The sequence below is a fragment of the Agrobacterium pusense genome (assembly GCF_900102105.1).
Classification (GTDB): Bacteria; Pseudomonadota; Alphaproteobacteria; order Rhizobiales; family Rhizobiaceae; genus Agrobacterium; species Agrobacterium pusense.
Genome location: NZ_FNBB01000003.1, coordinates 90,940 through 103,575, shown reverse-complemented (window position 1 = coordinate 103,575; position 12,636 = coordinate 90,940). Strand labels below are relative to the sequence as shown.

The 12,636-nt window shown below is 59.2% G+C and carries 10 protein-coding genes; 6 read left to right on the top strand and 4 right to left on the bottom strand.

Features of this window, described 5'->3' with window-relative positions; genetic code table 11:
* Window positions 1–306: 306 nt before the first annotated feature.
* Entirely contained in the window at window positions 307–579 is a 273-nt protein-coding gene (locus tag BLU28_RS09510) for a hypothetical protein (RefSeq protein WP_077985826.1), read from the bottom strand.
* Window positions 580–637: 58 nt separating this feature from the next.
* Window positions 638–1,411 carry an SDR family oxidoreductase gene (locus BLU28_RS09505; RefSeq protein ID WP_077985827.1) on the bottom strand — a complete coding sequence of 258 codons (774 nt, stop codon included), beginning with the start codon at window positions 1,409–1,411 and terminating at the stop codon, window positions 638–640.
* Between the two features lie 134 nt (window positions 1,412–1,545).
* Here BLU28_RS09505 and BLU28_RS09500 point away from each other — a divergent pair, with 134 nt between their 5' ends.
* Together BLU28_RS09500 and ggt are read left to right on the top strand one after the other, a co-directional pair.
* On the top strand, window positions 1,546–2,469 hold the full coding sequence (locus tag BLU28_RS09500) for a LysR family transcriptional regulator (RefSeq protein WP_077985828.1): 924 nt from the start codon (window positions 1,546–1,548) through the stop codon (window positions 2,467–2,469).
* A gap of 362 nt (window positions 2,470–2,831) precedes the next feature.
* Complete coding sequence (gene ggt / locus BLU28_RS09495; RefSeq protein ID WP_077985829.1) at window positions 2,832–4,589, top strand: gamma-glutamyltransferase; 1,758 nt, start codon at window positions 2,832–2,834, stop codon at window positions 4,587–4,589.
* A gap of 98 nt (window positions 4,590–4,687) precedes the next feature.
* On the opposite strand, the gene BLU28_RS09490 is transcribed toward ggt, so the two are convergent.
* Window positions 4,688–5,269 carry a TetR/AcrR family transcriptional regulator gene (locus tag BLU28_RS09490; protein ID WP_022563124.1) on the bottom strand — a complete coding sequence of 194 codons (582 nt, stop codon included), beginning with the start codon at window positions 5,267–5,269 and terminating at the stop codon, window positions 4,688–4,690.
* A 228-nt stretch (window positions 5,270–5,497) separates the two neighbouring features.
* On the opposite strand from BLU28_RS09490, the gene BLU28_RS09485 reads away from it, so the two are divergent.
* The 4 genes from BLU28_RS09485 (at window position 5,498) to BLU28_RS09470 (ending at window position 10,435) form a co-directional block, all read left to right on the top strand.
* On the top strand, window positions 5,498–6,487 hold the full coding sequence (locus BLU28_RS09485; protein ID WP_077985830.1) for an XdhC family protein: 990 nt from the start codon (window positions 5,498–5,500) through the stop codon (window positions 6,485–6,487).
* Window positions 6,488–6,615: 128 nt separating this feature from the next.
* The gene (locus tag BLU28_RS09480; protein WP_077985831.1) at window positions 6,616–7,149 is read left to right on the top strand and encodes a 2Fe-2S iron-sulfur cluster-binding protein; all 534 of its coding nucleotides are present in this window, start codon (window positions 6,616–6,618) and stop codon (window positions 7,147–7,149) included.
* On the top strand, window positions 7,146–8,135 hold the full coding sequence (locus BLU28_RS09475) for an FAD binding domain-containing protein (protein WP_077985832.1): 990 nt from the start codon (window positions 7,146–7,148) through the stop codon (window positions 8,133–8,135). The genes BLU28_RS09480 and BLU28_RS09475 overlap by 4 nt, the downstream gene beginning before the upstream one ends.
* The gene (locus BLU28_RS09470) at window positions 8,132–10,435 is read left to right on the top strand and encodes a xanthine dehydrogenase family protein molybdopterin-binding subunit (protein ID WP_077985833.1); all 2,304 of its coding nucleotides are present in this window, start codon (window positions 8,132–8,134) and stop codon (window positions 10,433–10,435) included. Before BLU28_RS09475 ends, BLU28_RS09470 begins: the two co-directional genes overlap by 4 nt.
* A 318-nt stretch (window positions 10,436–10,753) precedes the next feature.
* On the opposite strand, the gene leuA is transcribed toward BLU28_RS09470, so the two are convergent.
* A complete protein-coding gene (leuA, locus tag BLU28_RS09465; protein ID WP_077985834.1) occupies window positions 10,754–12,424 on the bottom strand; it encodes a 2-isopropylmalate synthase in 1,671 nt (556 codons plus the stop codon).
* Window positions 12,425–12,636: the final 212 nt, after the last annotated feature.

Here is a 12,636-nt window from a genome sequence, read left to right as displayed (position 1 = left end):
GTGTTTCCTGTGTCCGACCGTCGATATCAGCCGAAAGTCATCATGGCTGATTGTACCTCAATCATGGACCGACATATCTCCATCCAAGCGACCCATCCCGATCGCCTCCGCGGCCTGTTACCCAGTTGCCGTACCCGACCGATGGTCCAATGCGGCGCCCGTATCTCCAAATAACGCGATCCTCGCCTTCGGGCTGCTGTCCGGGTCGCGCTCGGGCTGAATTCGTACTTAACAAAATGAACGGGCCTCGTTGCCCCGCACCAGCCATTCGCAAGATAGGAATCATGCGCGGAACCGGCCCGCGTGTCAGGCCCCCCTTGCGATTTGCCATACAGCGATCGCAGCTATTGCAGCCGGTATTGTGACGACAATCATGAAGATGGGCAGTTCCTGCATCACCGTGTAACCCGCTTTGGTCACGCCCACCCACAGGTTGACCAGCGCCATCGCAAGCCAGAGGGGAATGAAAGCTTTCGCGGCGACAGCCACACTTGCCGAATCCTCGCCCCACAGCCAGCCGAACAGGCAGAATACACCGAACGGGGCAATGCCGCCCAGAATCACCAACATCATATCCATGATGCCAACCTTTCATGCCCCGCAGGGGAATGGGCCCTGAAGCCCGTTCCCCCAGCCGTTACTTGGTCGTATAGCCGCCGTTGACGAGAATGGTTTGGCCCGTCATCCACCAACCATCCGAGACCATAAACCGGATGTAGGGGACGATATCCTCGATGTCGGTAAGTCCCGTCTTGGAGAAACCTGAGAGCGCCGCCGCGGTCTTGTGGTAGGCGACGGCATCCGCTCCCTCGGCGGGATAGAAGAACGGGGTGTCCATCGGGCCGGGCCCGATCGCCGTGACCGAGATGCCGCGCTGACCGAACTCCTTCGAGGCTGCGCGGGTGAAATGCTCGACCGGCGCCTTGGTGCCGGCGTAGCTCGCATAGAAAGGTGTGAACGCGCCGAGCAATGAGGTCACCAGCGTTACCAGCTTGCCGTTGTCATTAAGGTGCCTGCCAGCTTCCTTGATGAAGAAGAATGCGGTTTTCGCGTTGACGGCACTCATTTCATCATATTCGGCTTCAGATATCTCCAGGATTGGCTTCTTAAGGACCTTACCCACCGTGTTGATTGCAATGTCAGGCCGGCCGATGGCAGCGACAGCCTCGGCGAACAGCTTTTCGACGGCGCCCGCCGTTGTCAGGTCGGCTTGCAATGCCACTGCCTCGGCACCGGCCGCCTTGACTGCGGTCACTGTTGCGTCCGCCTCCCCTTTGGTGGCAGCGCTGTTATAATGGATCGCGATTGCTTTTGCGCCGTGTGAGGCGAGATCGCGTGCTATCAGCCCGCCCAAATTCTTGGCGCCCCCGGCGATGATGACGGTTTTACCCTTGATGCTGTGATCGGTCATGGATGGCCTCCTTTTGCAGATGGGCAGCCGCATCTGCGCCCGCCGTCGCCAGCCAGAGTATCGTCTGGATTTTCGTGATAAAGTCATCCATTCTGGTTTCACTTGTTTGAAACCCCGCACAATCTGAGGCTCTTGTGGATCGCATCGACCTCTTTCGTGTGTTCACCCGCGTTGTGGAGTGCTCAAGCTTTACACGTGCAGCAGACACACTCGGCCTGCCACGGTCTACGGTTTCGGCTGCCGTTCTGGAACTGGAGGCGCGGGTCGGCGCCCGCCTGCTGCACCGGACCACCCGCAAGGTTTCAGCAACGCAGGATGGGTTGGCTTTTTACGAGAGCTGCCAGCGGATTGTCTCGGATGTCGAGGACACCGAGAACATCTTCCGACAAACCATCTCACGGCCATCGGGCAGGCTGAGGATCGACGTTCCGGGCCGGATCGGCCGGTTGATAATCGCGCCGGCCTTGCCGGATTTCCTTCATCGATTCCCTTTGATCGATATCGAGCTGGGGGTTACCGACCGCACAGTCAATCTCATTGAAGAGAGTGTGGATTGCGTTTTGCGGGTCGGTGCCTTGACCGACTCCGGTTTGATCGCGCGACAGATAGGCAGGCTGCCACTCATCAACGTCGGCAGCCCAGCCTATTTTGCCGTGCATGGCAAACCTTTCGCCCCGGACGATCTGTCGCAACATTGGGCTATTAACTATGCATCTCCTTCCACGGGGAGAATTGAAAGCTGGGAATGGCTGGAAAACGACACCGTTCGCTCGATGTCCATGCGTGCCCGCGTGACGGTCAATAGCGCAGAAGCCTATATTGCATGTTGTCTGGCAGGAATGGGTCTTATCCAGATACCCGCCTACGACGTCCGAGATCAGTTGCAAAACGGCGCCCTTGTCGAGGTGATGCCGGATTACAGGGCTCAATCCCTGCCCATGGCGCTGCTCTATCCACACAGGCAGCACCTCTCCCATCGTTTGCAGGTCTTCATAGACTGGTTGGAGGCATTGCTTAAACGGGAGCTCCTGAGCGACGCCATTCTTCTCGAGGATTGACCTGGGACCGGGATGAAAATGAGATTGTCCGGCAGCGGACCGATCACGCAAGACAACTGACAACCAGGCAAATCACCACCGCGATAATGCTGGCGGCGGAGGCTCCATGACGCGCCCCCAACGGATGTGTCACCTTCCGGCATGATGGACACGGGCCGAAACAGTCATCATAGTGCAGGAATAGAGCGACGCTACGGTTCGTCACTGAATGGCGTCACGGGCAGATGCCGGCTCTTACGAGAGCGAAGAGGAAGTTCGGGCAACCATCCCTGCCTCGGCCATTATGGGATTCACCGGCCTGCCGGCTCAGCTGGATGCTCTTCTCATGTTAACGCGGTGCGCCGCTCTGGAGGAAAAGGCGAATGAAAACGAGATTTCTCGGTGGGACTGTCCTCGCTTTGGTGCTCTCCACCGCAATTGCCTCCGCTCAGCAGGCCTCTGACACTGTCGCGCCCGAAAAAGCGACGGGAGCTGCAACTGCCAGACGTGTCGAGTCAAAGAGCTTCATGGTCGCCGCGGCCAATCCGCTCGCGGCTGAGGCGGGACGCGAGGTGATCGCAGCAGGCGGAAACGCCATAGATGCGATGGTGGCGGTGCAGACCGTGCTGGGCCTTGTCGAACCGCAGAGTTCCGGTCTCGGCGGCGGTGCCTTCCTGGTTTATTACCATGCAAAAAGCGGCAAGTTGACGACGTTGGACGGCCGCGAGACGGCGCCCCGGGAAGCTACGCCTAAGCTCTTCCTGGATGATAAAGGTCAGCCGCTTAAATTCCTGGACGCAGTCATTGGCGGCCGTTCCGTTGGCACGCCGGGGACGGTGCGACTTCTGGAGGAAGCCCATAAACGGTATGGAAAAGCGGAATGGGCGAGCCTTCTGAAGCCCGCCGAAAAGCTGGCGACCGAGGGGTTCAAAGTATCACCGCGTCTTGCCTCCCTCATCGCTTCGGAGGGCGACCGGCTGAAGAAATATGCAGAAGCCCGGTCATATTTCTTCGACGCCTCAGGGGCCGCCCTGCAAACCGGTGCCGTGTTGAAGAATCCGGCCTATGCGGAAACGCTTGCCGTGCTTGCCAAAGGCGGTGCCGACGCTTTTTACAAGGGGACAATCGCCGAGGCGATCGTCAAGACCGTGCGCGAAGCCGCCGACAATCCGGGCGTCTTGTCGCTGACCGACCTGTCCAACTATCGTGTGATCGAGCGCGCACCGGTCTGCTTCAATTATCGCGCTCTTGATGTGTGCGGGATGGGACCGCCGTCTTCGGGTGCCGTCGCCATCGGTCAAATACTCGGCCTGTCGGAGAATTTCGACCTGAAGAGCCTGGGGCCGAAGAATGTCGAAAGCTGGCGCATTATCGGCGATGCGCAACGCCTCGCCTTTGCCGACCGCGAGCGTTATGTCGCTGACGCCGATTTCGTCCCCCTGCCGATCAAGGGCCTGCTGGACAAGAGCTACCTAAGCGAAAGGGCAAAGCTGCTCGATGGCGACAAGGCGTTGGCCAAGGATGCCGTCAAGGCCGGCGAGCCTGAATGGGACCACGCGCTCCTTTGGGGCCGGGATGCGGCGCTCGAGTTGCCCTCCACGAGCCATTTTGTCGTTGCCGACAAGGACGGCAATGTGGTCTCTATGACGACGACAATCGAAAACGGCTTCGGCTCGCGTCTGATGACGAATGGTTTCCTGCTCAATAACGAGTTGACAGACTTCTCGTTCAAGACTCACGACGGCGGCCTGCCGGTCGCCAACCGCGTTGAGCCCGGTAAACGGCCGCGCTCGTCGATGGCCCCGACTATCGTGATGAAGGATGGAAGACCCCTGCTCGCCATTGGTTCACCCGGCGGCAGCCAGATCATCGGCTATGTGGCACAGGCGCTGATCGCCTACATTGACTGGGGCATGCCCGTTGAGGCGATCGTCGCCCAGCCACATCTCATCAACCGGTTTGGCACATACGATATCGAGGCCGGCACCAGCGCAGAAGATCTGGTGGGATCGCTCAAGGCGCTGGGTTACGAGGTAAAACCGGGTGAAATGAATTCCGGTTTGCATGCCATTGAGATGACCCCCAAGGGGTTGGCCGGCAGCGCCGATCCCCGGCGCGAGGGAGCCGTTGTCGGAGAGTGAATGCGTCACGGCCACGAGCACCCGAACAGCGTGGAGGGTGTCTATCCGCCAAGATTGCAGACACGAGGCGACACTTCCTGTATGATCTGGATACCAGACTAACGCCGCAGCCCATCCATGACCAGCCGGACGATCCTGTGCGCGCGGTCACGCCAATCCGGCCCTTCCGGTATGGAATAGATGCCGAAGAGCGCGTTCAGGACATCCGCACCTGCGATGTCTCCCTTTACGGCGTCAGCCTTGACCGCATTGTCGAGTAGCTCCTCGAACGCCGTATGCAACAGCTTCGAGCCCTCCGCAAAAAGGGCGGAGTTGGAGGTGAACAGGAGTTTCAGACTGTTGGCCATGCCCCTTTTTGCCGCCATGTAGCTAACAAACCGGTTCATCCATTCTTCAACGGCTTTCGCGGGCTCTTCTTCCCGGATCAGGTCGCGCGCGGCCGTCGCAAGAATTTCCAGCTCGCGCCGATAGACGCCCTCCACCAGATGTTCGCGCGTCGGGAAGTGCCGGTACAGTGTCCCTATGCCAACGCCTGCACGCCTGGCAATGTCTTCCAGCGAAGCCGCCGCGCCCTGCTCTGAAAATGCCAGCGCCGCGACTTCAATCAGCTTTTCCCGATTTCGCCGGGCGTCTGCACGCAAAGGGGCCGGTTCAACCGGAGGCGTCTGCTCCTTGGGCACGTGAAAGGCCGCTCCATTAAAAAATAGCTTGACGGACGACTGCAAGCCACTAAGTTAAACGGAGGCGCCTCCGTTTATGGATGCGCCATTCGCTTCTTTAAATCAGTTATGAGGCGGATGTCATGCCGAAATCAACGACTGGCGCTGATGAGCTCCCGACAACTCCAGAGTTCCTGAGGAACTTAACCTTCTGTCGCTCATTCTGATGTCACAATGCAAGAGGCACTTATGACACGATCGGCCGATAGCATCAGACATAACGATAATCCCGCAGATTGGTTGCGTCGCAGTGCCGATGCCTCAATCTTGGCAACACCGCAGCAAGCTTTTTCCACTGACAGGGCCTACGACGTCCTGAACTTTGCCATCGAGACCATGAAGGCAGGGCTTGAGGTGGCGCTGTGCACCTTGGTGGAAATACGCGGAGGCTCGTCCCGGCCACTTGGCGCGCATATGGCGGTCGCGGAGGATGGCAGGTACTGCGGATATGTTTCTGGCGGATGCACGGAAGCGGCTATCGCAGCCGAAGCCTTGCAAGCCATGAAGAGCGGCCATGATCGCTTCGTCATGCTGGGCGAAGGCTCGCCGTTCTTCGATATCGTGCTGCCCTGCGGAGGCGGCATTACGGTTGCGATTCATCTTGTCAGGAACGTTGAACCGCTCTGTTCCACCAACATGCAGGTCGATCACCGGCAATGCGCATCGCTTTGTTATGCACCGGGTCTCGAGAAACTTTCGCCCGGCCTCCAGAGCAAGCCGACCGGCTGGGATGGCGATGTCTTCGTCACCCACTATCGGCCAAAAGTACGGACGGTTTTTTCCGGGCGCTCGCTCGAAGTGGAAAACGCCGTCAGCGTCGCGAGAGCTGCAGGATACGACGTTGTTCTCCTTGAGGATTCGCCGGGAACCAACATCGATGCATCGTTGATTGATCCCGACACGGCCGTTGCAGTTCTCCAGCATGACTTGGATCGGGAAATCCCATTACTTGAGGCCGCTCTGCGCGCATCGCCTTTTTACATTGGCGCACTCGGCAGTTCCCGCACCCATGAGAAACGCGTCGAGCGATTGCGCCAGAGGGGTCATTCGGATGAGTCAATCGCCCGGATCAAGGCTCCGATTGGCGTTTTCGGGCGGGCAAGAGACGCTCAGTCACTGGCGCTGTCGGTCATCGCCGACATCGCAGCGTCGCGACAGCTCAACGTAACAAACAGCTAGAGCAGAAGACCGTCGCATCAACAAGCCGACGGCTGGTCACAGGCAAACCATTACCGTGAGTTCCATGGGTGCCGCGACAGATCCTCACAGATCCTCCAGCGCGGGCCTTCAGACGAGGGAGATGTCCAATGCGATTTACCATCAACGGAACGGCAGTGGAGGTCGAGGCAGACATCCGCACTTCGCTGCTTGATCTCATGCGCAACTATCTGGGATTTACCGGCACCAAGAAAGGGTGTGATCAAGGCGCATGCGGCGCATGCACCGTTCTGGTGGATGGCGAGCGCATCAATTCCTGTCTCGCGCTCGCGGTCCAGTATCAGGGGCGTAACATCACGACGGTCGAGGGCCTCGCCGCAAACGGCAACCTTCATCCCCTGCAAAAAGCCTTCATAGAGCATGACGGCTTTCAATGCGGCTATTGCACACCCGGCCAACTCTGTTCCGCCGTCGGCATGGCGGGAGAAATTGAACGAAACATTCCGAGCGTCGTCACCGCCGATCTTTCGAGCGACAGCATCGCCGTCGACGACACCGAGATTCGCGAACGCATGAGCGGCAATCTCTGTCGCTGCGGAGCCTATAACGGCATCGTTGAAGCCATATCTGAAGCGCTGGTGCAGCAGACGGCGGTCCAAACCGATGAGAGGGCACGGGCATGAATATCTTCTCCTATCACCAGGCATCTGATGCTGGGTCGGCGATCGCGCTCAAACAGGCCGGGCCGGCGACGAAATATCTGGGCGGCGGCACCAATCTTGTCGATCTCATGCGTGAGACGGTCGAAAGACCGGAAACGCTGATCGATGTCACGCGGCTATCGAGCAGCATCGAACAGCGCACCGATGGCAGCCTGCTGATCGGAGCGGGGGTGAAGAACACGGCGCTCGCGGCCCATGGCGCGGTGCGGACCCAATTCCCGGTTCTCTCCCGGGCCATCCTGGCAGGAGCGAGCGCGCAGATTCGAAACGTCGCGACGGTCGGAGGCAATATCCTCCAACGCACCCGGTGTCGGTATTTCTACGACAATGCCGCCCATTGCAACAAGCGTGAACCGAGTTCGGGCTGCGACGCGCTGGAAGGTTTCAACCGCTATCACGCAATCCTTGGGGCATCTCAAAGCTGCATCGCGACCCATCCTTCAGACATGTGCGTTGCGCTCGCCGCACTGGATGCAATGGTGCACCTTGAGGGGCCATCCGGCACGCGCAGCCTGCCGCTGCGCGATCTTCACCGTCTGCCGGGCGACACACCCCAGATAGAAACGGCACTTCATCCGGACGAGCTCATCACGGCCGTCGAAATCCCAGCGCTGCCTTTTGCAAAAAGATCCGCTTACCGAAAGGTCAGGGACCGTGCGAGTTACGCCTTCGCTCTCGTTTCCGTCGCCGCGGCGCTTGATGTCGATAGCGCAGGTAACGTGAACGACGTGAGGCTGGCGCTCGGCGGCGTCGCGCACAAGCCGTGGCGCGCTCTCACTGCTGAATCGCATCTTAAAGGTCAGCCGGCAAACGCGAAGACTTTCCGCGCTGCGGCGGAGGCCGAACTCGCGGACGCTGTCGGTCTGCGAGACAATGCTTTCAAGATCGAACTGGCAAAACGCACTATTGTCGCCGTTCTGGAAGAACTGAAGGGAGAAAACGCATGAGCGCTGATACCCACACGCTGCCGGAAGCGGGCAGACAAGGTCGCTGGCAACCTGCCGTTACGAAAGACCCGCTGCTGCGCAAACATGGCGCCCTCGGGCAATCCATATCGCGCATCGAAGGTCCCATGAAGGTTCAGGGCAGGACGCGATTTGCGGCGGAGTTTCCCTATGACAACATCAGCTATGCGGCGCTCGCTTTCAGCACCGTTGCCCGCGGTCGCATCTCCGAGCTGAATGTGAGTGCAGCGGAGGCCGCGCCCGGCGTCATTCTCGTCATGACCTACAGAAACGCACCGAGGATGAAGGCGCCGTCGCTGATGATGTCGTCTCCGACAGCTGCCGGGACGAGCAATCTTCCCGTCATGCAAAACGACGAAATCCACTGGAACGGTCAGCCGATCGCTCTGGTTCTGGCCGAAACGCAGGAACAGGCGGATTACGCTGCATCGTTGGTCACGGCAAAGTATGAACTGCTGCCGGCGGTCACGTCCTTCGATGAAGCCAAGAAATCGCCCAGGCAGCTCGAAAACCTGCTTGGTCAGCCTCCATTTGTTGAAATCGGCGACGCGGAAGCCGCGCTTGCAAATTCGGAGGTGAAGGTCGATCTCATCTACAGAACACCACGACACAATCACAATGCCATAGAACTGCATGCAGCAACGATCGTCTGGAACGATGATGAGCTGCGCGTTCATGACGCGAGCCAGCTGCTAGACCTCACCACAGGCCAGCTCGCGGATATATTCGGGCTCGATATCAGCAAGGTCCATGTAACCTCGCCCTATGTCGGCGGTGGCTTCGGTGGGAAATGTTTCTGGGATCATCAGATCCTGGCTTGCGCGGCAGCCAAACTTGCGGGGCGCCCCGTGCGCATCATGCTGTCGCGGGAAGGTGTCTTCAGGATCATCGGCGGTCGCACCGTAACCGAACAGCGCGTGGCCTTGGGTGCCAGGACCGATGGAACACTTAATGCGTTGATCCACACCGGAACCGCGGCGATGACGACGCACAATTCCTGTCCGGAACAATTCACCTTTCCGGCCCGCCATCTCTATGGCGCCAGAACGTTCCGCATCGGTCAGGATGTCGCCGATCTGGACATGCTGGCAAATACTTTCATGCGTGCGCCGGGCGAGTCCGTCGGAACTTTCGCACTTGAATGTGCACTGGATGAACTCGCGGAGAAATTGGAACTGGATCCCATCGAGCTGCGCCGGCGGATCGAGCCGGAAAAGGACCCGACGACCGGCAAGCCGTTCTCGTCGCGCTATCTCATCGAAGCTTACGACAAGGGCGCAGAGCAATTCGGCTGGGATAAAAGGAGCCGGACACCACGTCAAAGACGTGAAGGCGAGTGGCTTATCGGCATGGGATGCGCCACCGCGACCTATCCTTACCACCGCTTTCCCGGCGGTGCGGCCCGGATCAAGCTGACAGCAGACGGCCATGTTACCGTGTCGACGGCCGTCCATGACATGGGTATGGGCACCGCCACGGCTCAGGTGCAGCACCTGGCGGCACGACTGGGCCTGCCGCTCGAGCATGTCACGTTCGAGTATGGCGACAGCAGACTGCCGAGAGGCGTGATCGCCGGAGGCTCCACTCAGACCGCCTCCATAGGCGGGGCGATCATTGCCGCAACCGAAGTCTTCATGGAAGAGTTGATCAAGCTTGCCGGGAATGACTCGCCCCTTGCGGGGCTGTCGCTTCCTGAAGTCGAGGCGAGAGATGGTGGGCTATCGCATGTGAACGATAGCAGCCGGTTTGAGAGCTACCAATCGATCCTCCAGAGGGCGGGTCGAGAAGAGTTCGTCTGCGAGGCAGAGGCACCAGCCCCAGCCGAAATGGAAGCTTTTTCAATGCATTCCTATGGTGCGCAGTTCTGCGAAGTACGCGTCAGCGCACTCACCGGCGAGACGCGCATCTCCCGCTTCCTGGGTTCCTTCGACGCCGGGCAGATCCTCAATCCCAAAATGGCGACCAGCCAGTTCAAAGGCGGCATCATAATGGGCATCGGGCTTGCCCTGACCGAAGAAACCTATTTCGATGAGCGGACTGGACGCATCGTGAACGCCTCCCTGGCGGATTATCATGTGCCGGTGCAGATGGACGTACCGTCTATTGAAATCCTCTACACCAACAAGCCCGACCCGCAGGCGCCGATGGGCGCTCGCGGCATCGGTGAAATCGGTATAACAGGGGTTGGCGCAGCCGTTGCAAATGCAGTCTATAACGCAACGGGTATTCGTGTTCGCGATCTGCCCGTCACCCTGGACAAGCTGATGGCCGGTCTCGACTGACGCGTTCGACAACATCAACGCCCTCAGCATTTCCGCCCCGGTCCAAACCGCTCGCCGCCGACACGGAGCGCTAAAATTCGAGGTCCAGCTTGGACCTCGACCCCGCTTGCAAGCGACAGCAATATCGGTAAACGGTCCACAAAATCTGCCTGCGTGGATGGGCAGTAAGCCCTGCCCACCGGCATTACCCTTCGCCTATGGTTTTTGCGGTTTGCATACCGTCGAGTTGGCCGCTCTGGCGGCCTCCTTAGCGCTCCGGGCATGACCTACGGCATTCGTTTGTTCCTGCGCGGATCACGCGGCAGTCATAGCGAGAGGTTAGCCGTTGTTGGCTGCGCTGAGGACGGCCTTGACCGAAGCCGTGGCGATGTCATCGTCGATGCCGATCCCGAAAACCGTGACGCCATCACGAGTGCGGCATTCCAGGTAGGCGACCGCTTGGGAATTCGCGCCGCGTTTCAGAGAATGTTCGTGATAGTCGAGGACTTCCAACGTCACCCCACAGCCCTCCTCCAGCGCCGAGACCGCACTGGAGATCAGGCCATTCCCACGACCTGTGATCGCAATCACACGACCTCTGTGACGGATGCGCCCGACAAAAACGCGTTCCTTCCCGGCGCTCCGACGGCTTTCATCCTGATAATCAACCAGTTCAAACGGCTGCGGCCCGGTTAGATGGTAAGCATCTTCGAAGATCGACCAGATCATAGCGGCCGTGATTTCCCTGCCGGTGCTCTCAGCGAACTCCTGCACACGGCGGCTGAGATCGATCTGAAGCGAGCGCGGCAGTTTCAAACCCTTGTCCTGTTCAATCACCCAGGCAATACCTCCTTTGCCGGACTGGCTGTTGACGCGGATGACTGCCTCGTATGTCTCACCTATGTCCGCCGGATCAACTGGCAGATAGGGCATTTCCCAGATACCGTCATTGCGCATTCTGTGGGCCGTGAACCCTTTCCGGATCGCGTCCTGGTGCGAGCCCGAGAAGGCCGTGTGCACCAGTTCGCCGGCATAGGGATGGCGCGGGTGCACCGGCAGTCCGTTGCAATGCTCGACGGTATTCACGACATCGCGGATCGCGGGAAAATAGAGTTTCGGATCGATCCCTTGGGTGTAGAAATTCATTGCCAGCGTCACCAGGTCCACATTGCCGGTCCGCTCGCCATTCCCGAACAGGCATCCCTCAACACGATCGGCCCCGGCAAGTAACGCCTGCTCGGCCGCCGCCACGGCCGTTCCCCTATCATTGTGAGGATGCACGCTGATAACCACCGCATCACGGCGCGAGATGTTGCGGCCGAACCACTCGATCTGGTCTGCATAAACGTTGGGTGTCGCGACTTCGACCGTTGCCGGCAGGTTGAGGATCGCTGGCCGTTCGGAGGTCGGCTGCCAAACGTCCAACACCCGTTCACAAATCTCAAGCGCAAAATCAGGCTCGGTGAAGCAGAAGGTTTCGGGCGAATACTGAAAGGTCCAGTGGGTGTCTGGTCGCTTCAGGCTTTCCTCCAGCATCGCCGTGACGCCGGTGACGGCCAGATCGATGATCTGATGCCGCTCCATGCCGAAGACCACGCGGCGGAACAGCGGAGCCGTTGCGTTATAGAGGTGAACGATCGCCCGGCGCGTGCCCTCGAGCGCTTCGAAGGTGCGGACAATAAGATCTTTACGGGATTGGGTAAGCACCTGAATCGTTACGTCGTCGGGAATCCGATCTTCTTCGATCAGCGCACGGACAAAGTCGAATTCGGTCTGTGACGCCGATGGAAAGGCGATCTCAATTTCCTTGAAGCCTACGGCGAGCAGCATGTCGTAAAAGCGTAGCTTGCGTTCCACATCCATCGGATCGGCAAGCGCTTGATTGCCGTCGCGCAGATCGGTAGACAACCAGCGGGGCGCTTTCGTGAGCCGGTTGGACGGCCACTTGCGATCTTGCAGCTCGATGGGAGAGACGAAAGGGCGGTATTTGATTTCAGGATTGGTCAACATGGCGCGATCCGTTGCGATGCGTTTTGTGAAGGATTCGACACGGCCATTACGATCGCCGGGAAGCCGTCAGGCCCGGCGATCGCCGGTAAGTCGCAACACGTCGCAAACCGTTAAACAGGCAAACGCATGGGCCGCGCGTCCAACGGCCACGCCGAGCGCCGCAGGACACGGCTCTTCGATGCAGTCAATAAGGCGGTTGCGGTCGGTCACCT

Bases quoted from the DNA above. Each gene is read 5' to 3' on its own strand.
- BLU28_RS09505 (WP_077985827.1), bottom strand. From the start codon at position 1,411: ATGACCGATCACAGCATCAAGGGTAAAACCGTCATCATCGCCGGGGGC.
- BLU28_RS09485 (WP_077985830.1), top strand. From the start codon at position 5,498: ATGACACGATCGGCCGATAGCATCAGACATAACGATAATCCCGCAGAT.
- BLU28_RS09480 (WP_077985831.1), top strand. From the start codon at position 6,616: ATGCGATTTACCATCAACGGAACGGCAGTGGAGGTCGAGGCAGACATC.
- BLU28_RS09470 (WP_077985833.1), top strand. From the start codon at position 8,132: ATGAGCGCTGATACCCACACGCTGCCGGAAGCGGGCAGACAAGGTCGC.
- BLU28_RS09510 (WP_077985826.1), bottom strand. From the start codon at position 579: ATGGATATGATGTTGGTGATTCTGGGCGGCATTGCCCCGTTCGGTGTA.
- BLU28_RS09475 (WP_077985832.1), top strand. From the start codon at position 7,146: ATGAATATCTTCTCCTATCACCAGGCATCTGATGCTGGGTCGGCGATC.
- ggt (WP_077985829.1), top strand. From the start codon at position 2,832: ATGAAAACGAGATTTCTCGGTGGGACTGTCCTCGCTTTGGTGCTCTCC.
- leuA (WP_077985834.1), bottom strand. From the start codon at position 12,424: ATGTTGACCAATCCTGAAATCAAATACCGCCCTTTCGTCTCTCCCATC.